The following is an 18757-nucleotide window of genomic DNA, read 5'->3' on the forward strand; positions in this document are numbered from 1 at the left end:
ATACCATAGGTCTAGGTTTATTCAATACATGTGAACAAGGAGAATGAAAAATTGAGCCGGACAAGACTAACAGGTAAAATCGTTGTACCAGGAAGTCCCTCCTATCGTAAAGACAGGCAAAACTTGAATCTTAGCATTCAAAAATATCCTTGCATCATAGTTTTTTGCCAAAACCGGTGCGATGTAAAAAACGCTCTAAAGTGGGCACGAAAACAGCGAACCCCTTTCCGCGTCCGAAGCGGGCGGCACAGCTATGAAAATTTTTCTCTAGTAAACCGGGGGCTCATTATTGATGTCAGTGAAATGAAAGATATTGTGTATCATCCAGAGCAGCAAATGGCTTATATTCAAGCAGGCGCTGAACTGGGGATGGTTTATCAGCAACTGTGGGACAACCGAGTAACGATCCCTGCAGGCACATCCTATAACGTAGGTCTCAGTGGACTGGCACTCGGCGGGGGAATTGGTATGCTTACCCGCGCCTATGGGTTAACATGTGACAGCATTGAAGAAATAGAGATAGTCGTTCCATGCGAAAAACATGGCGCAAAAATCATTTGTGCCAGTCAAACGAAAAACTGTGATTTATTTTGGGCATGCTGCGGTGGCGGTGGCGGAAACTTCGGCATTGTTACAGCCTTTAAATTCAAAGTATATCCTGTGGCCAACGTATCCATTTTCTCAATCACCTGGAATTGGGAAGACTTCCATGCCTCCTATAACTCCTGGCAAAACTGGGCTCCGTTTACCGACAGCCGTCTGACATCCCAAATCGAACTCTTTGCTTCAGGAACCACTACTGCCTCAGGTGAATTCCTCGGTTCCCCAAAGGAACTGGAAGAGCTGATTAAACCTCTGTTGGAGACCGGTACACCTTTAAATGTGATGATTCAGTCCATCCCTTATATAGAAGCTGTAAGCTTCTTTAATTCCCCGGCTGGAAATCTCCCTGCTCCCTTCAAGCGTTCGGGCTCATTTGTTTATGAGCCACTACCTGATAAAGCCATTGAAACCATGAAACAATTTCTTGAAAATGCACCTAATCAGCAAACGACCATCTGGCAGCAGGCTCTGGGCGGAGCTGTAAAGGAATATGCCCCTAAAGAGACCGCTTTTTTTCACCGAAAGGCTATGATTGCCCAAGAGTATAACACTTCCTGGACGTGCAAGGACCAGAAGCACGAAAATATCTGTTGGGTAGAAGGGATAAGGAACGCACTGAAGCCATACACCAAGGGTGACTATGTGAACTGGCCGGACAACGCCATAAAAAATTGGCCGTGCGCCTACTATGGTTCAAACTACAAGAGGCTTCGTAAAGTAAAAACCGAATATGATCCGTATAATGTTTTCCGCTTCTCCCAAAGTATTCGCCCTTATCCCCCAAACGGGCATTATTGGCCGTTATAATCACACAGCTCAATGATGGTTCCCTGAGTGTGCACCGGGTTGATATAAATGAGCCTTCTGCCATAAGGATTGATCCGGTACGTTTCTTTTAAAAAGGTGATTCCCTTACTCTCGTAATCTTTGATCGCTTCTTCAAGGTTGTCCACTTGATAGGCAATATGGTGGACACCTTTTCCTTTTTGCCGGATGAAGCGTTCAATGGGAGATGTTTTGCTCGTTGGCTCCAGCAGTTCAATGATTTGATTTTCCATTTCAATGACGGCGATATGAGTCTCCACACCAGGCTTTTCGCTTGTGTACCGGTGAAGCAGTTTTCCTCCAAGCATCACTGTGTAAAACTCGATGGCTTCATCAATACGGCGGACCGCAATGCCTGTATGATCGATTTTCATCGTGTCCCCTCCTTTCTATGCATAGTATACCGTTCCAGCCCAATTCTTTAAAATACCACCTCCTGGCATGACTGTAGTAGAATGAACAATATAGGAGGGATATTTCATGAAAACGTTTGAAGAAAAGCTCGACCAATATGCAGAAATCGTGGTCAAAGTAGGACTTAACCTTCAGGAAGGCCAGCGATTATTGATCAATTCTCCAATTGAAGCGGCACCGTTCACCCGCAAGGTAACCGAGCATGCCTATAAAAATGGCTGCAAGCGTGTTTTTGTGGAGTGGACAGATACAGAAACGAACCGAATCCATTTAAACAACGCTTCAGAAGAAGTATTGAAAGATAACCTTCCACAGTGGCAAATTGACATGCATGAAAGTTTAGTTGAAAACAATGACTGCATGCTCATGGTCACAGGCAGTGATCCGAATGGATTTAAGGGTGTGCCAGCTGAACGACTAATGTTTGTGCAAAAAAACGCCGGCGAGCGCCTTGAGAAAGTATCCAAAGCAAGGCTGGCAGGAGAAGTTCCCTGGTTGATTGCAGGTGCACCTACAGCAGGCTGGGCCAAAAGTGTCTTTCCGGAAAAAAATGAAACCGATGCCATTGAGGCACTTTGGGAAGCCATCTTTAAAACCGTTCGCGTCGATCAGCCTGATCCTGTAGCGGCATGGAAAGAACACGGCCAAACATTGGTGGAAAAAGTAAACTATCTGAACGAACAGAAGTTTAAAACCCTTCATTACAAATCCGAAGGCACTGATTTAAGCATTGACCTTCATCCAGAGCATGTTTGGATTGGCGGCGGCCATCACTCCACCTTTAACACCTTTTACATACCCAATATGCCGACAGAAGAAGTATTTACCGCTCCCCTTAAAGAAGGTGTAAATGGCACCGTAACCAGTAAAAAACCGTTATCCGCCATGGGGAATATCATCGACAACTTCACACTTACCTTTAAAGATGGAAAAGTCGTGGATCTTAAAGCGGAAACAGGCGAAGATACGCTGAAACAGCTTCTTAACATCGACGAAGGAATGAAATACCTCGGAGAAGTTGCACTTGTTCCGTATGATTCCCCTATTTCGAACGCAGGGATTGTGTTCAACAACACACTGTTTGATGAAAATGCATCCTGTCACCTGGCACTGGGCATGACGATCAGCATGAACATTCCTGGTGCGGACAAGTTAAGCAAGGAAGAACTGGAATCAAAAGGCGTCAACCAAAGCCATGGGCACACCGACTTTATGATTGGCTCTGCCGACCTTGAAATTGAAGCCGAGTATCATGACGGCAAACGAATTCCATTGTTCACCAACGGAAACTGGGCAATATAAAAAGACGAAGGGCTGAAGCCCTTCGTCTTTATTTTGGAAAATTCATGATAAAGGCGGTTCCTTGGCCGCGTTCACTTTCCACTTTTATCTTGCCTTCATGCTTCTCTATAATCCATTTCGCTATGGATAAACCAAGACCAAGTCCTTCCTCATCACTTCTTGACTGGTCACTTTGGTAGAAACGTTCAAGTTTCTTAATACGAATCTCTTGTTGCTCTTGTAAGTGGTTGATTTGCGTTTCAGGATGCTCGCTTTCCAAGGGGCATGAGCTGAGCCCCTTAGGCGCAAGCGCCTATGTGTCTCACCTGTCACGCATGTCCCGTCGGAGTCTTACACCTTGCACTCCAATCAACTTGTCAATGAAGTTTCTTCCGCCTAAAGCAATAAGCTTTTAATAAAACTTATATAAAGAGTAAACAAAAAAACGCCAGCTTATCCCCTGATGAGATAAGCTGGCGTTTTTTGTAGGACTAACGATATCGTTTTGCACCTTCATAGCGCGGAGACCAATACGAGCTGTCCAGCTCGGATGTGGTGACTCCCTTTGAGGAAGATGCGTGCATGAATTTACCGTCGCCAACATATACTCCCGCGTGGGAAAGTTCTCCGTTTCCGTTAATATCAAAGAACACGATGTCCCCGACCTGAGGAGAATCCACAGATTTTCCTTCTTTATGGATGTCTTTTACGGTGCGAGGAAGGTCAATGTTCTCTGCACGGTCAAAAATGTAGTTTAAATAGCCGCTGCAATCGAATCCGTCCGGTGTTTCACCACCCCATTCATAAGGTGTGCCGGTATATTTTTTTGCCTCATCCACAATTGCCTGTTTGCTGAACACACCCAACGCTTTATACACCGAGTTTCCAGCGACGCCATCAACCGCAAGCCCTTTATCTTCCTGAAGTTTTTTTACTGCTGAAGTGGTGTATGAACCATAATAATTTGTGGTTTTATGATATGTAAAATATCCTTTATCTTTCAATAAAGCCTGGAGGTCCTGAACATCTGAATCTGTGGTTTTTGGTTTAAGTGTCTCATCTCCGAGAGCTGCATGGCCTGCTACGGGATTTAGTGCAAGAACGCCAGCCGCGATCATTCCTGAAACTAATTTTTTCAAAATAACATCCTCCTGTATATCTGAATTCCCTGCTCATTCTAACAAGGCAATATGACATGAGGATGTTAAGAACATTACAATGAGATAACAATCTAGGCCAAACTATAATTTTACCCTTTTTTATTATTTTAAAAACCTAACTAAATCAATGGATAGACACCAACCGTTCCCCTTTTCAAAGCAGGTGTTATACTAACGGAAAGGATATATAGAGAAGAGGTGAAACAAGGTATGCACATTCAGCAAATGGCCATACCCCTGCTTGTAATGGCGTTTGTCATTTACCGAAGAACCCAGCGTACGATCGGTTTTCAATTTTTCAAACCAAGAAGGCTTATCTTTCGAATGATTCTTTTTACTTTAATTATTATCGGCTTTTTAGCAAATGCAGCACTTCATCCACGTACTCTTTTTTATGCAGTGCCCGGAATTCTGATCGGAGTTGTGCTTGTCCGTTATGCTGCGCTGCACAGTAAATTTCAGTGGAAAAATAACGAACTGTATTATCGAACGCATAAATGGATTGAAGCCACCGTCCTTATCCTCTTTTTGGGACGCTTTTTATACCGATTCCTCATTTTGGCGGGCAGCTCCGACTGGCAATCGATGCAGAACATGCAGTATGGACAGCATTTTACTACCGACCCGTTAACCGCTTTCGTCTTTTTTATTTTAGGAACCTATTACATCGGCTTTAATGCTTATATTCTAAAAAAGGGTAATGGGCTAAAAAAAGAAGAATCTCCCATGCATCCTGAGGTCCTATAATCGTTAGACACAAGTCCTTCCAATCATGAAAAAAGAGTAAATCAAAAAAATCCACCTTTTAAAAGAGAAGGCGGATTTTTTGCAAGTTGCTCCAGCTTATACTGATTTTTTATAACTCTTCGTTTTCGAATCTTTGTACAAACCATTCCCCAGTGTTCCAAACAGTGTTTCCTTATTCGGATCAATCAGCTCATTTCCTTTAAAATAGACTCTCGGTGTATTCCATAAGGCTTTCATTGCTTTGCTCATTTTCATCTCATGATATCGTTCGGGCCACATTTTTTTAATATGCTGCTTGACCACAGGATAATACTTCGGGCTCATGCTTGGAAACAAATGATGCTCGGTATGATAAGAAAAATTGAAGTGAAGTACATCCACCCATTTGGGAACGGTTACTGTCAGACTGTTAGCCAACGGGTCATTAACCGGTGTCAATGGATTCAGTCTATGATTGGTTGAAATATAGCTCATGACAATGAAATTAGCGATCAGCAAAGGTATGAAAAACGCGAAAAGCCATTTAACCGGTCCGATCCAGAATAACAAACCAATCCAGGTCGCCCATGGAAGAACCGTTTGCAGTAGAACAGCCGGGCGATTTCGTGGATTGAAATCCTTTATATATTCAAAAAACATTTTCAGACCATGCATGGTAAATTGAATGCTTAGGGATATAAAGCTGAAGAATGCACGCAGCCCAAAAGGCAGTCGGTAAATAACCCGAAGAAACGAATTTTGGACAAGCCGCTCTAGAGCGGGCCAGGCATCCGGATCTTTTTCGTCGTGCTGGGTATGAACGTGATGATTCATGTTATGCCATTTTCTCCATAGTCTCGGGCCAGTACTTAACGGCCAAAAAGCAACAGCACCAAGAAAGTTGCGCAGCCAGGCTGTTTTAACAACTGTTCCATGAAGGATTTCATGCCCTAAAAATCCCATGGCGGCAAAACAAGCGCCCAAAACCCCGGCAATCATTATATTGAACACAATATGAAGATCAAAGAAACCAATCCCCAAAAGCCGGCTCCGATAACGAGAAGATAGGCGAATCCTCCCCACAGCCGGGATGGAACAGGTTTAAACATAGTTTTTGATAGATGCGGTGTAATGCGGGCAGCGTACCACCCAAACGAATGAAGGTCTTTAATATAAAGGTCCCCTTTCTTTACTGCAAGTTCCTCTAAGCTTATAAGACTATAGAGTGAGTTACAAGTGAAATTTATGACAGCATTCTGAATTTTCCGCAAAAATGGGTATATCTAGAAATCATTTAGCGGGCTTAATATTTTAAGGACGTTTATACTAAGTAAAAACGAATTTCAGGGCACAATTCCTCATTTTTCCACATAAGTCTTTTGTAGCCGTTTTTACATGATATATTTACATTATTCGTCTCATTTCTTAATAATTGGATGATACGAGGTAATGGGTCTGTTTTAAAATTTTAAAGTAAAGGGTGAAAGGACATGCGTACGAAAGCGTACAATAAGGGCTTAAGCCTGGCAATGGTTCTCCTTTTTATTGTCAGCTTGTTATCCCCTGTCGCTGTAAAGACAGCAACTGCTGCCGATGTTATTTCGGTTAAGGATGCCATCGCCAACAACAGCGGCAGTAATAAGACTGTGGAAGGCTATATTGTAGGAACGGTCAGGGGAGGAAGCGGAACATCAATCTCTTACCAATTCTCCGCACCTTTTTCCGCAAATACCAATCTGGCCATCGCTGATTCGCCAACAGAAACCGAAAAAACCAAAATTTTGCCGGTACAACTTCCAGCTAATGCTGTAAGAGAGGATCTGAATTTAAAAGATCACCCTGAAAACCTTGGCAAAAAAATTCAAATTACGGGTGACTTGGCCGCCTATTTTGCGGTACCAGGACATAAGAATGCCAAAAGCTATACATTTGTGGGTGACACTCCACAGGATCCTCAGGCAGAACCTGTTACGGCAACTCCAGATAAAGGGATTGTGACAGGCGGCTCGACGGTTACACTCTCAACAGCCACACCAGATGCAGACATCTATTATACAGTCGATGGAAGCGATCCATCTGCCGAGAGCACAAAGTACAGTGAACCGATCACCATCAATGAAGACACGACCATCAAAGCAATAGCCGTAAAGGACGGCTTAAAAAACAGTGAGACATCTACTTTTACATACACAGTCGCTCTCACCGGATTGCGAATCCATGATATTCAGGGAGCTTCCCAGCAGTCACCATTTGCTAATAAACCCGTAGCAAACGTAGAAGGAATCGTCACACATGTCGTGGACAGCAATAATTTCTACATGCAGGATCTAAAGCCAGACAAAAACGAAAAAACATCAGAAGGAATTCTTGTATATAAAAAGGGACATGGATTATCAGCTGGTGATGTGGTCAAAACCACAGGGCAAGTAAAAGAATGGGTACTGGACGGTTATTCTGAAAAGTTGAAAACCGACCTTCCCGTTACAGAAATCAATGCGGATACCGGCGGTTCGGTAACCTTGACAGAAACCGGGCATGCACTTCCTGCTCCCGTTCTCCTTGGTTTCGGCGGAAGACACATCCCGACACTGGTAATTGATAATGATAACTTTGGCAAGTTTGATCCAGAAGAAGACGGAATCGATTTTTACGAAAGCCTTGAAGGTATGAGAATCCAATTAAAAGACCCACGAGTAATCGCTCCCCAAAGCTATGGTGAATTGTCTGTAGTGGTCAAGAATCAAGGTAACTCTCCGCTCAATTCATCAGGAGCCATCAATATTACAAAAAAGGATTTTAATCCTGAACGTATCTTTGTAGACATCAATGACAATAATTTTGTAGCAAAATCCGGGGATTACTTCAAAGGCAACATTACGGGTGTTGTAAGCTACAGCTTCAGCAACTATAAAGTCCTTGCCAACAAAGATGAACTTCCAGCATTCTTTGAAGGAAAAACAGAACGTGAAGTCACAAAGCTTAAAGGCAAAAAGAAAAAGCTTACCATTGCCAGCTTTAACGTTGAAAACTTCTCAGCTAATAAAGAAGGCGCAGACGGAACAAGTGACGAAAAGGCGGAGCGAATTGCAGATTCCATCGTCCATAACCTAAAGTCTCCTGACATTATTGGACTTACCGAGATTCAGGACAGCAATGGTCCCGTTAATAACGGAGAAACCGATTCAAAGGAAAGTGCCGAGCGCCTTATTAAAGCCATTCAGGCCAATGGTGGTCCAGCATACAAGTTCACTGATATTGCCCCTGTCAACGGAAAAGACGGCGGAATTCCAGGGGGGAACATCCGCGTGGCTTTCATTTATAATCCGGAACGTGTTTCCCTTGTTTCAGGAGAAAAAGGAACAGCTACCCAGTCAGTTGTATATAATGACGGCAAATTGTCTTTAAACCCAGGACGCATCGATCCGACAAATCCGGCATTTGACAACAGCCGAAAACCTCTTGCGGCACAATTTGAGTTCAATGGAGAAAGGATTGTAGTCATTGCCAACCACTTCAACTCAAAAGGCGGAGATGAGCCATTGTTTGGCAAGCACCAGCCGCCTGTATTAAGCAGTGAAATTCAGCGCCATAAGATTGCAGATATCGTGAACCATTTTGTAAAAAACATTAAAGCCGACGATCCAAACGCGAATGTCGTTCTGACTGGTGACTTTAATGACTTCGAATTCAGCTCCACTCTTGAAAAGGTAAAAGGAAAAGAATTATCCAACATGATTGAAGAAGTGCCTTCCTTTGAGCGCTATTCCTACTCTTATCAGGGAAATGCTCAAGTACTGGATCACATTCTTGTTTCCAATAACCTTAAGAACAGCACTAAGGTAGATATCGTGCACATTAACTCCCAGTTCATGGAGCAGCACGGACGAGCGAGTGACCATGATCCTGTTGTGGTTCAGGTGAAATTGAAAAAAGCCAATTAATAAAAGGGTGCCTTTTGGGCACTCTTTTTTTATGATTCACTGAACCTTTTTGCTGCCTCATACGTCTTAGTTACAAAAAGGAGTTTTTCATATGAGCAGACATATTGAATTCGCAAGCGACCGCTTAATCATAAATTTCACAGGGCTAACAGCGGCTGCGGCACTGAAAAAAGAAATCACCGTTCCCCTCACCGCTATTTCCTCCGTCCGTGTCGGGGACTTTAAAATTAACCCGGTCGCCTTCCGTATTGGTACTTCAGGCATCACGCGTAACATAAAACACGGGCGTTTCCTATATCAAAATGGATGGGTCTTCCTTTCCTTCTCCAATCACAAAAACGTGCTGATTCTCGACCTTGATAATTTTGAATACAAGAAAATCGTTCTGGAGCTTGAATCACCACAAGAGGCCAAAAATAAAATTGAGAACCTGCTGACCCGGGTGTAACGAAAAAAGCAATCCAAAATTGGATTGCTTTTTACATCCATCCTTTTTCCTCAGCCAATGTAATGGCTTCAATTCTGCTTTTCACCTGCAGCTTGGCAAGAATTTCAGAAATGTAATTTCGTACCGTTCCTGCAGATAAAAACAGCTCATTCGAAATGAACTGCACCCCTTTTGTTAGACACATCTAACAATAGGAGGTGCTGTTTTTTCATGACCAAGTATTCTTTGGAAACTAAATTAGCTGCTGTTCATGCTTATCTTCAGGGGGGAGATTCCTTTAAAGAAACCGCTTATAAACACAGTGTGACTTCATCAATGTTAAAAGAATGGGTGGCCAAGTTTCGAAAACACGGAGAAATGGCTTTTCAAGAATCATATACAAATCATTCTATCGAGTTTAAAATGGACGTACTTCACTATATAAACGAAACGGGAGTATCTATCTCAGAAGCTGCCGCCCATTTCAACGTGGCTTCTCCCAGCACCGTTTGGAATTGGTATCAACTTTTTGAAACGCAAGGGATTGAGGCTCTTCGATCAAAGATAAAGGGGCGTTCATCCATGAAAAAAGATTCAAAAAGAAAGCAGCCATCAGAAGGATCCGTCGAAGCTCTACGAGCTGAAAATGAGAGATTACGTATGGAGAATGCATACTTAAAAAAGTTACAAGCCTTAATTCAAGAAGAGGAAAAATCACAGAACAAGTCAAAGCGGAAGTGATTGATGAGTTAAGGCATGAATATAAAGTCATTGACCTCGTTGAGGTCGCAGGCATTCCACGAAGCACGTATTATTACTGGATGAAACAAAAGAATCGTGCAGATAAATATCATGAAGTGAAAGCTGTTATTCAACAGATTTTTAATGAGCACCAAGGTCGATATGGCTATCGTCGGATCCGATGGGAATTACAAAATCAAGGCTATTCACTTAATCATAAAACTGTCCGTCGCTTAATGAATAAAATGAAGATCAAGTCTCTGGTGAAGGTGAAGAAATATCGCTCCTATCGTGGAAATGTTGGAAAAATCGCTCCAAATGTTATAGCACGTAAATTCCAAGCAGCGAAACCGAATGAAAAGTGGGTAACCGATGTGACGGAAATTCAATTACATGGTGAAAAGCTATATTTATCGCCAGTTCTTGACCTATATAATGGAGAAATCGTTGCCTATCAGATGGAACACCGTCCGGTTTACTCTTTGGTTTCAAAGATGCTGGATAAGGCATTCAAACAATTGAAAGAGAACGATGCCCCCATCCTTCACTCTGATCAGGGATGGCATTATCAAATGAAACGGTACCAGCATGCATTGAAAGAAAAAAATATAACACAAAGCATGTCCCGTAAGGGCAACTGTCTTGATAACGCCGCCATGGAGAGTTTCTTTGGCTTATTGAAAAGTGAATTGCTTTATCTCAAAGAATTTGAAAGTATGGAACACTTTAAAAAAGAATTGGAACAGTATATCGATTACTACAATAAAAAACGGATAAAAGCAAAATTAAAAGGCATGAGCCCGGTTCAATACCGGACTCATGCCGAAGTAGCTGCTTAAAATTTCGTGTCTAACTTTTTGGGTTCAGATCAAAGTTTCCTTGGCTGTTTTTCCTTCACCAACTAGTCTTAGTACCTCCCGTTCCCGTTCGGTCAGTGGGTTGCTTTCTCCCCTCACACTTCCGAACACTAGTTCAGAGGCGTATTCCCGTTTGCCTTTCATGATATTCCTGATGGATGCCGCAAGATCTTCACTTGATCCATCCTTTAATAAATACCCATGTACATCAGCCTTCACGGCACGTTCAAAATACCCGGGACGAGCAAATGTCGTGACAATAATAACGCGGCAATCCAGCTTCTTTTTCTTCAGTTCTTCAGCGACTTCCAACCCGCTTATCAAGGGCATCTCAATGTCCAAAAGACAAACATCCGGTTTCAGTGAAGTAATCAGGGACAAGGCTCTCTCCCCATTCTCCGCCTGACCGACAACCTCAATATCTTCTTCAAGATCCAAAAGGGCACCGAGTGCTCCTCTCAGCATGCCCTGGTCCTCGGCAATCAACACTCGTATCATAGCAGTGCAGCCTCGTCTTTCTTTTGTTTTACAACAACCGGGATAGTAATGATGAGTTCCGTTCCTTTGTTGGAATAAGCGTTCAGTTTTCCTTCAATCAATGCCAGCCTCTCAGCCATTCCTTTTAAGCCATTCCCATCCTTTTTTCTTTCATCCAGCCCGACTCCGTCATCCTTGATCATTAATACGACTTCTCCCGGATCCTGGCTGATGTGAATGGTACAATTTTTCCCTTTCGAATGTTTGACCACATTGGTAACTCCTTCTTTAATACATAAGCTTAATATGTTCTGGGAAAGATAGGGCACTTCATCAAGTCCACTGTCTCCATTGAATTGATACTCTATTCCCGCCGCTTCTAGTATGGATTGTACTTTAACAAGTTCTTCAGCCACCGTTACAGCTCGCATGTCAGAAACCAACTCACGCACCTGTTTTAAAGCGGTCCTTGAGGTTTTTTCAATTTCCTTTGCTTCCGTCCGAGCCCTATCCGGCTGTTTGGCCACCAGCTTTTCAACCAGCTGGCTTTTCAGCGTAATTAGTGAAAGTGTGTGGCCGAGTGTGTCATGGAGGTCTCTGGCAATTCTCATCCGCTCTTCCCTCTTTACCAGATTCTTGATCTGTTCATTCGCCTGGCTCAGCTGTTTCTCCAGCTCCTGCCGCTTATTCATGGAACGGATTCCAAACGGGGACATCAGCATAATAACGAAGAAGGGAAGAAAGTACACAATATCAGTAAAGCCCTGATTCAGGATGCCCAGAACAAGAGGTACCGTTTGCATCACAGCAAAGGCAACAAGCGCCAGGTAAAATGAACTGTTCTTTTTGTACCAGCCAATAAAGTTTGCAGGGAAAAATCCCATGAACAGATTATTCGGGCTGTAAAACACACTCATCACTAAGATGATCAGCATTTGTACCGCAAGCCAGTAGGTAAAAGCCTTCTCCCCTTCGGAGAAATAAAGCTGCCGGTAGGTCAGGAGGAACAGCAGCAAAAGACTATATCCGATGATAAGTTTGAGACCGGATTCGACCGCAATGGAAAACGCAGGCAGACTGACATATACAAGAAACATGTACGGAAAAAAGCCGTATCTTTCCGGAAAAATTCTCACCTTTTTTCCCTTCCGCTTCATTTCATATCACACCGCTTCCTGTTTCCTTCGAATATAGTTGGATACCATCATAAAGATGATAGAATAACCGATTAAAATGAAAATACTGCTTCCGGCCGGAAGGTTTCCGGCCACGATTTCCCAGGCTCCGTTTCCGAAATTATAGGATGGCAGCCATTTGACAATGCGCTGCATCAGATCAGGAAAAACTTCAACCGGCATCCACATACCGCCGCATACCGCAAGTACCATGTAGATCACATTACTGACCCCGGAAGCTGTATCCACACGCTTCATCGTGCCCACAAGAGTCCCTAATGCCAAAAACGGGGTGGAGGCCGCCACTATCCAGAGCGCACTCATGATCCAAACGCCAACGGACAAACTGACCCCATTAATCAAGATTCCAGCGATAAATATAACAAGAATGGAAAACAGATGTATCAGCGTCTGGCTGGCCATTTTTGCAAAAAAATAGGCAGTGTGGGAAAGCGGCGTGATTCTCATATAGAGTGTCCACCCTTGTGTTCGCTCCTGTACAAGCCGGATACCAAGCGACATGATGGAGGAGCCCATTACACTGAACGTGGTCATCGACATCAGGTAATGAGCCTGCCAGGCTTCCTGGTCGGCAGCGCCTGTATTGACCACCCTTGTAAAGATATAGTAGAACAGGATGGGCATGAAGAGCGACCAAAAAACAAAATACTTGTTCCTGAGCATTCGTTTGATTTCTGCTTTACACTGGGCAATCCACATGTTCATCACACTATCTCCCTTTCACCGGTTTGTGTCAGTTGATCAAACGCTTCCTCGAGTTTCCCTTGCTCCGTCTGGATATACCGGATGTTCCATTTGTTTTGAAACAGAGCTTCGAGCACGAGATCCGAATCATCCGAAAGAATGTAAATCCGTTCTCCAAGGCGGTAAACATCCCGAACGTTTGGCAGCTTCCAAAACTCGTCAAGAGGCATCCTGTTTTCTGCAACAAATGAGACGGTTTGCCTGGCAAGCTTGCTTTTCAGCACATCTGGCCTGCCATCGGCCACGATTCTGCCTTTATGAAACATGATGATCCGTTCAGCTACATCATCTGCTTCCTGCAGATAGTGAGTCGTAAAAATGATGGTTTTTCCCCGCTCCTTCAACAGGCGGACCGTATTCCAAAAAGATTTGCGTGCAGAAATATCCATTCCCACTGTCGGTTCATCAAAGAACATAAGATCGGGGTCTCCCGCCAGTGCAAGAGCAAAATTCAACCTTCTTTTCTGTCCGCCTGACAGTTTTTCTGCCCGCTTCTTTAAATCCTTTTCTTCGAGCCCGGTCAAATCAATCAATTCGTTTACCGGAAGCGGATTTGGATAATACGAACGTATAAGAGTAATGACTTCCCTGCAGGTCAGACCGTCCATTACGCTTACTTCCTGTAGCATGGCTCCGATTTTTTCACGAACCTTTTTGCTTTTTGGATCGTTTCCAAATAATGTGGAAAAACCCGTTTCCGGTTCCATGAGACCGAGCATCATTAGGATCGTTGTCGTTTTACCTGCACCGTTGGGACCAAGAATGGCAACAATTTCACCCGCATGAATACTGAAGGATACATCATCAACCGCTTTTTCATTTTTAAAAGACTTTGAGACATGTTTTAATGAAACGACCTCATTCATCTTCGTCCACCTCCACTTGATAGTATTATTGTACGAAGTAAAAAAGTCGTTGCTCAGTCGTATGTGTCATTAAAATGAAGTGACAAATGTCATGTTATTTTGAAACAGGCTGAAGTAAATCACGGAGTGCCTCTTCAAGACGGGTATACGAAAACTCAAACCCTTGTTCCACCAGCCTCCCCGGCACACAATTCCGTCCGGTAAGCGCAAGGCTCGGCTCGGTCCTCATAAAGGTATAAGCGCCAAACCAAACAAAAGGAGACGGAGCTAGTGGCGCCCAGCCTTTGCGCATTACAAGCCCTGAGAGTTTTCATAAATTCTTTATTCGTTACCGGCTGGGGGCCTGTCGCATTATATATGCCTGAAAAACGTTCAGATTCGATGGCATATAAGAACATCGCGTTGAGATCCTCCATTTGAAGCCAGCTTATGTATTGTTTACCTGTACCCACTGTTCCGCCCAGATTGAAGGATGCCATTTTTTGCAGCGGTCTAAGTGCACCGCCATTTCTCCCCAATGCAAAACCAATCCTGAATAACACTTGACGGGTGTCCGGTAGTTGAACTTTAAAGAATTCCTCTTCCCATCGTTGGCACACCTCCACCTCCACTAACATGCGGGGAGCCTTCATCACATAAAAGAGTGGTGTCTCCAAAGATCGCAAGTGAACCAGCTTGAATAAATGCTTGGGGCGGACGGCTGCAGCTGCCCAGAGCCTCCTTCAGCACATGAACAGAATTAATCCGCGAGGATATAATTTCCTCCCTATTTTTTTCGTATAGATGCAATTGACACTCTTTCCCGTAAAATTAACCACCGCATGAGATCCATCCAGTTCAGATGCCCATGAACCCATGCGGCGCCCATCCCACTGGACATACCGGATTCCCTTTTCGACCTTCTCAGGCTGCCGGGACAAAATGACAATGTCATAATTTCGATTCTGAAGGTAATCAGCAAGGTTTTCTCCCAAAACCCTGAACCTCCAGCGAGCACGATTTTTTTGGCCATTTTATTCTCCTATCTATTAAATTAGTAGATATTCCCATTCTATCATAGAAATATAGCGTTTTCTCTTGACCGCCGAAAATCCATAAAGTACCTTTAAAGAAAGAAGGGTAATTTAACGTCCAAAAAATGAATGAGAATTCATTCATTTTAATCACCAAGGGAGGAATCGTTATGCCGGATGAAATGACAAAAGAGTTTGTAAACAAATTAAGTTTGCCCGTTATCGCTGCACCCATGTTCCTTGTATCAAGTCCTGAGCTTGTCATTGAGGCTTGTAAATCAGGAATTATTGGTTCCTTTCCTCTCCTAAATGCCCGTACCAGTGAGATACTCGAAGAATGGATGGTACGGATCGCCGGAGAACTCGAATTGGCGAAAAATGATAAACAACCTACAAAGGTTGCTCCATGGGCTGTAAACATCATTGTACATAAAAGCAACCAACGCTATAAACAGGACTTGGAGCTGATTCGCAAATATCAGCCTCCCGTTGTTATTACTTCGCTTGGCCATCCGGGGGAAGTAGTTGAAACCGTTCACCGATATGGAGGCCTTGTATTCTCAGATGTCATTCACCTTGTTCATGCCAGGAAAGCCGCACAGACAGGGGTTGATGGATTAATCCTGGTCTGCAATGGTGCCGGCGGCCATGCTGGCACCATCAACCCCATCGCCTTCATGGGGGCGGTCAAAGAATTCTGGCATGGCATAACCATTTTGGCTGGCTGCATCAACAATGGGCAAGATATTTTGGCTGCAGAAGCATTGGGAGCAGACATGGTTTATATGGGCACCCGTTTTATCGCGTCGGAAGAAAGCTTTGCCAGTACGGATTACAAGACCATGCTCATCGATTCTTCTTTTGAAGACCTGGTCTACACGGATGCATTTAGCGGAGTGAATGCCAATTACCTAACACCAAGTATACGAAATGCAGGTCTTGATCCTGACCACTTGAAACGAAAGGAACAAGTGGACGTTTCACACCTTGATGCCTCGGAGGCAAAAGTGTGGAAAGATATATGGTCTGCCGGGCAAGGCGTAAATTCCATCAAAGAAGTGGCTCCTGTTAAAGAGATCGTCTCAGAGCTAAAAAGAGATTATGACAAAAGCCTACAACGTCTATTGAAAAAGAATGGAAAAACCAGAACCCTGTAAGAAGAAGCTTCATGAAAGCTTCTTTTTTTGAGGGTCATTTGCGCATTTCTAGCAAAATGTGTGAATGGCTTAGGACAAGTTTTTTGCTAGACACATATACTTTAAGTATAGATGTACCTTAGTGATGCATGCTGCCGCATTTAACTTCACTAGTTTTCCCATCTAAGATTGCTTTAAAGGAAGTGAAGTTTTGACTGAAATAATGGTGTCTGTCACTGTTCTTTCCTTTCTCCTAACCTTACTATTTATCTTTTGGCGGCCTTTTGATATGAACGAGGCTGTCCCCGCGACCATAGGGGCTGTACTCGTGTTGGCATGTGGTTCCATATCCCTTCAGGATCTCGGAAAAATCGCAGAAACGATCAGTGGGGCTGCCATCACCATAATAGCTACCATTGTAATGGCAATCGTACTCGAAAGCTTTGGTTTTTTTACCTGGATGGCACAGCTGCTTGCAGAAAAGTCAAAAGGTTCTGGAATCCGGCTTTTCTGGAATGTCAATCTGCTTTGTTTTTTTATGACCCTTTTCTTTAATAACGATGGAAGTATACTCATTACCACCCCGATCTTAATTCTTCTGCTTAAACATTTCCGCTTAAAAAATCACGAGAAGATCCCTTATCTACTTTCAGGCGCTTTGATTGCGACAGCCTCAAGTGCCCCCATCGGCGTAAGCAATATTGTAAATCTGATTGCGTTAAAGATTGTACACATGGACCTTTATATGCATACGGCAATGATGTTTGTTCCGGCAACTCTCGGATTGGCTTTTTTGGTGCTGCTGCTGTTTCTATACTTCAGAAAAACATTGCCCCGCCGCCTCCCGCAGGTTACGTTCGATCTTTCGCAACCGGTCTCACACCCGCTAAAGCCTATCCAGGACTCACCGATAAAAAACAAGAATGCGTTCATGTACAAAATATTGCTGTTTGTGTTATGTGTCAGGCTCAGCCTGTTTGCTGCTTCATATGTCGGCCTTCCGGTTGAAGTCATGGCTGTGCTTGGTTCTCTGGTTCTCCTCGTATGGCGGTGGGTCTATTTAAAGATTAATCCGCTGGACATGCTCAAGAAAACACCCTGGCACATTCTCATCTTTGCCTTTAGCATGTATGTGATCATTTATGGACTCCATAATATCGGGTTAACGGAGGCACTTGTTGGTGTTCTGATGCCATTTGTTTCCGAACATCACCTGTATGCGAGCCTTTTGATGGGCGGTACCCTGAGTGTTCTATCCAATCTATTCAACAATCACCCCGCCCTGATGGTAGGCACACTAACCCTTACCAACATGAACCTGGATCCGCTTACCTTGAAAGTTGCATACCTGGCAAACGTGATTGGCAGCGACATCGGCTCCCTGCTCCTTCCAATCGGTACACTTGCCACATTGATGTGGATGCATTTGCTCAAAAAAGGAAACGTGAAGCTAAGCTGGAAGCACTACTTTAAAGTCACGATTGTCGTCATACCGCCAACCCTCGTATTTACCTTGATTTGCCTGTACTATTGGGTTCATTGGTTATTTTAGTTATGGAGGAAAATGAATGAAAAATGAATTATCAACTGAATATATGAACCTTTTAAACACCTTCGTCGAAATGGAGGTTTCCGGAGGCAACGTTCATCTTGGTGTTTTAGTGGATATTGGCACGGATATCTATGTCCTATTTAATGGACAGGACTATCTTTATATCCCTTCCATTCACGTGCACAACCTTCGAAAATCAAGTACTTTTATAGAAGAAGCCAACACTGCAGGTATCCAGGCACCCATCGACCACCACACAGACAGAGTGTCCTTCCGGAAAATTCTCATGAATGCAAAAGGGCGCTTTGTCAAAATTTATGTAACGGGGGATAAAACACTTCATGGCTATATTACCAGCATGATGAATGATTACTTTGTTTTTTACTCGCCTGTTTATAAAACCATGTTTATCACCCTCAGCCATCTGAAATGGCTGATTCCCTACAATAACTCCGTTACCCCTTACACCTTAAGCTCCGAAAAACTGCCAGTCAGCCATCACTCCTTACCTTTGTCGCGAAGCTTTGAAGAACAATGCAAAAAACTTGAAGATCAAATGGTGGTTCTTGATTTGGGAGATCATCTGCAAAAAACAGGATTGCTGAAAAATGTTTTCGAAAACAAACTCGCCCTTGTGAATGCTGAAGGAGATACTGTTTATTGGAACCTTCACCACATTAAAATCATATATGCTTTATGATTTTGTTCATCGATTCCCTTGAATCGGTGTTTTTTTTGAGCCTGATTATTAGCAGTCCATGCACGCTAACGTTAAAATAGGGGCATACAAGGAGGGAT

General features: G+C 43.5%; 18 protein-coding genes and 3 pseudogenes. 9 read left to right on the forward strand and 12 right to left on the reverse strand.

Features of this window, described 5'->3' with window-relative positions:
- Positions 1-51 precede the first annotated feature (51 nt).
- Positions 52-1410, forward strand: coding sequence for an FAD-binding oxidoreductase (locus DMO16_RS08395; RefSeq protein ID WP_129476704.1), 1359 nt, complete (start codon positions 52-54; stop codon positions 1408-1410).
- On the opposite strand, the gene DMO16_RS08400 is transcribed toward DMO16_RS08395, so the two are convergent.
- Positions 1395-1802: a VOC family protein gene (locus DMO16_RS08400; RefSeq protein WP_061968464.1), complete on the reverse strand. Its 408-nt coding sequence runs from the start codon at positions 1800-1802 to the stop codon at positions 1395-1397. The genes DMO16_RS08395 and DMO16_RS08400 overlap by 16 nt on opposite strands.
- 106 nt (positions 1803-1908) lie before the next feature.
- Here DMO16_RS08400 and DMO16_RS08405 point away from each other — a divergent pair, with 106 nt between their 5' ends.
- Positions 1909-3144 (forward strand): aminopeptidase, encoded by a 1236-nt coding sequence (locus tag DMO16_RS08405; protein WP_129476707.1) that lies wholly within the window; start codon positions 1909-1911, stop codon positions 3142-3144.
- 28 nt (positions 3145-3172) lie between these two features.
- On the opposite strand, the gene DMO16_RS08410 is transcribed toward DMO16_RS08405, so the two are convergent.
- Both DMO16_RS08410 and DMO16_RS08415 read right to left on the reverse strand, forming a co-directional pair.
- Positions 3173-3403: an ATP-binding protein gene (locus DMO16_RS08410; protein ID WP_129476710.1), complete on the reverse strand. Its 231-nt coding sequence runs from the start codon at positions 3401-3403 to the stop codon at positions 3173-3175.
- Between the two features lie 211 nt (positions 3404-3614).
- On the reverse strand, positions 3615-4262 hold the full coding sequence (locus DMO16_RS08415; protein ID WP_061968455.1) for a C40 family peptidase: 648 nt from the start codon (positions 4260-4262) through the stop codon (positions 3615-3617).
- 231 nt (positions 4263-4493) lie between these two features.
- Here DMO16_RS08415 and DMO16_RS08420 point away from each other — a divergent pair, with 231 nt between their 5' ends.
- The gene (locus DMO16_RS08420; protein ID WP_061968453.1) at positions 4494-5030 is read left to right on the forward strand and encodes a hypothetical protein; all 537 of its coding nucleotides are present in this window, start codon (positions 4494-4496) and stop codon (positions 5028-5030) included.
- A gap of 96 nt (positions 5031-5126) precedes the next feature.
- Here the strand turns inward: DMO16_RS08420 and DMO16_RS08425 are convergent.
- Positions 5127-6181, reverse strand: a pseudogene (locus DMO16_RS08425) (fatty acid desaturase family protein).
- A 318-nt stretch (positions 6182-6499) separates the two neighbouring features.
- On the opposite strand from DMO16_RS08425, the gene DMO16_RS08430 reads away from it, so the two are divergent.
- Entirely contained in the window at positions 6500-8950 is a 2451-nt protein-coding gene (locus DMO16_RS08430; RefSeq protein ID WP_129476713.1) for a DUF6359 domain-containing protein, read from the forward strand.
- Positions 8951-9041: 91 nt separating this feature from the next.
- Positions 9042-9398 (forward strand): hypothetical protein, encoded by a 357-nt coding sequence (locus DMO16_RS08435; protein ID WP_129476716.1) that lies wholly within the window; start codon positions 9042-9044, stop codon positions 9396-9398.
- 31 nt (positions 9399-9429) lie between these two features.
- Here the strand turns inward: DMO16_RS08435 and DMO16_RS08440 are convergent.
- Positions 9430-9555: pseudogene (locus tag DMO16_RS08440) on the reverse strand (response regulator transcription factor); the annotation flags it as partial.
- A gap of 53 nt (positions 9556-9608) precedes the next feature.
- On the opposite strand from DMO16_RS08440, the gene DMO16_RS08445 reads away from it, so the two are divergent.
- Positions 9609-10957 (forward strand): IS3 family transposase gene (locus DMO16_RS08445; RefSeq protein ID WP_129474832.1). Its coding sequence is split into 2 segments (ribosomal slippage): positions 9609-10068 and positions 10068-10957, totalling 1350 coding nucleotides; the frame shifts between segments, so codons are not numbered across the junction.
- Positions 10958-10993: 36 nt separating this feature from the next.
- Here DMO16_RS08445 and DMO16_RS08450 read toward each other — a convergent pair.
- The 7 genes and pseudogenes from DMO16_RS08450 to DMO16_RS24865 all read right to left on the reverse strand — a co-directional run.
- Positions 10994-11473, reverse strand: a pseudogene (locus DMO16_RS08450) (response regulator); the annotation flags it as partial.
- Entirely contained in the window at positions 11470-12609 is a 1140-nt protein-coding gene (locus DMO16_RS08455; protein ID WP_129476724.1) for a sensor histidine kinase, read from the reverse strand. The pseudogene DMO16_RS08450 and the gene DMO16_RS08455, both read right to left, overlap by 4 nt.
- Before the next feature lie 6 nt (positions 12610-12615).
- Complete coding sequence (locus DMO16_RS08460; protein WP_129476728.1) at positions 12616-13353, reverse strand: ABC transporter permease; 738 nt, start codon at positions 13351-13353, stop codon at positions 12616-12618.
- Positions 13353-14258, reverse strand: a complete 906-nt coding sequence (locus DMO16_RS08465) for an ABC transporter ATP-binding protein (RefSeq protein WP_129476731.1) — start codon at positions 14256-14258, stop codon at positions 13353-13355. The genes DMO16_RS08460 and DMO16_RS08465 overlap by 1 nt, the downstream gene beginning before the upstream one ends.
- Before the next feature lie 94 nt (positions 14259-14352).
- Entirely contained in the window at positions 14353-14550 is a 198-nt protein-coding gene (locus DMO16_RS24855) for a DUF1731 domain-containing protein (RefSeq protein WP_241840499.1), read from the reverse strand.
- A gap of 275 nt (positions 14551-14825) precedes the next feature.
- On the reverse strand, positions 14826-14987 hold the full coding sequence (locus tag DMO16_RS24860; protein WP_241840501.1) for a hypothetical protein: 162 nt from the start codon (positions 14985-14987) through the stop codon (positions 14826-14828).
- Entirely contained in the window at positions 14981-15232 is a 252-nt protein-coding gene (locus DMO16_RS24865; protein WP_241840502.1) for a hypothetical protein, read from the reverse strand. Before DMO16_RS24865 ends, DMO16_RS24860 begins: the two co-directional genes overlap by 7 nt.
- A 209-nt stretch (positions 15233-15441) precedes the next feature.
- On the opposite strand from DMO16_RS24865, the gene DMO16_RS08475 reads away from it, so the two are divergent.
- From DMO16_RS08475 to DMO16_RS08485, 3 genes are all read left to right on the forward strand, one after another.
- Positions 15442-16428, forward strand: a complete 987-nt coding sequence (locus DMO16_RS08475) for an NAD(P)H-dependent flavin oxidoreductase (protein WP_129476734.1) — start codon at positions 15442-15444, stop codon at positions 16426-16428.
- A gap of 202 nt (positions 16429-16630) precedes the next feature.
- Positions 16631-17959 (forward strand): arsenic transporter, encoded by a 1329-nt coding sequence (locus DMO16_RS08480; RefSeq protein WP_129480340.1) that lies wholly within the window; start codon positions 16631-16633, stop codon positions 17957-17959.
- A 16-nt stretch (positions 17960-17975) separates the two neighbouring features.
- Positions 17976-18659 (forward strand): DUF2642 domain-containing protein, encoded by a 684-nt coding sequence (locus tag DMO16_RS08485; RefSeq protein WP_240482199.1) that lies wholly within the window; start codon positions 17976-17978, stop codon positions 18657-18659.
- Positions 18660-18757: the final 98 nt, after the last annotated feature.

The organism is Fictibacillus sp. S7, assembly GCF_004127935.1.
GTDB classification, from domain to species: Bacteria; Bacillota; Bacilli; order Bacillales; family Fictibacillaceae; genus Fictibacillus_C; species Fictibacillus_C enclensis.

Coding starts and splice junctions, on each gene's coding strand:
- DMO16_RS08465 (WP_129476731.1), bottom strand. CDS start 14,258: ATGAATGAGGTCGTTTCATTAAAACATGTCTCAAAGTCTTTTAAAAAT.
- DMO16_RS08430 (WP_129476713.1), top strand. CDS start 6,500: ATGCGTACGAAAGCGTACAATAAGGGCTTAAGCCTGGCAATGGTTCTC.
- DMO16_RS08405 (WP_129476707.1), top strand. CDS start 1,909: ATGAAAACGTTTGAAGAAAAGCTCGACCAATATGCAGAAATCGTGGTC.
- DMO16_RS08475 (WP_129476734.1), top strand. CDS start 15,442: ATGCCGGATGAAATGACAAAAGAGTTTGTAAACAAATTAAGTTTGCCC.
- DMO16_RS08485 (WP_240482199.1), top strand. CDS start 17,976: ATGAAAAATGAATTATCAACTGAATATATGAACCTTTTAAACACCTTC.
- DMO16_RS08460 (WP_129476728.1), bottom strand. CDS start 13,353: ATGAACATGTGGATTGCCCAGTGTAAAGCAGAAATCAAACGAATGCTC.
- DMO16_RS08435 (WP_129476716.1), top strand. CDS start 9,042: ATGAGCAGACATATTGAATTCGCAAGCGACCGCTTAATCATAAATTTC.
- DMO16_RS08480 (WP_129480340.1), top strand. CDS start 16,631: ATGGTGTCTGTCACTGTTCTTTCCTTTCTCCTAACCTTACTATTTATC.
- DMO16_RS08420 (WP_061968453.1), top strand. CDS start 4,494: ATGCACATTCAGCAAATGGCCATACCCCTGCTTGTAATGGCGTTTGTC.
- DMO16_RS08455 (WP_129476724.1), bottom strand. CDS start 12,609: ATGAAGCGGAAGGGAAAAAAGGTGAGAATTTTTCCGGAAAGATACGGC.
- DMO16_RS24855 (WP_241840499.1), bottom strand. CDS start 14,550: ATGCGCAAAGGCTGGGCGCCACTAGCTCCGTCTCCTTTTGTTTGGTTT.
- DMO16_RS08400 (WP_061968464.1), bottom strand. CDS start 1,802: ATGAAAATCGATCATACAGGCATTGCGGTCCGCCGTATTGATGAAGCC.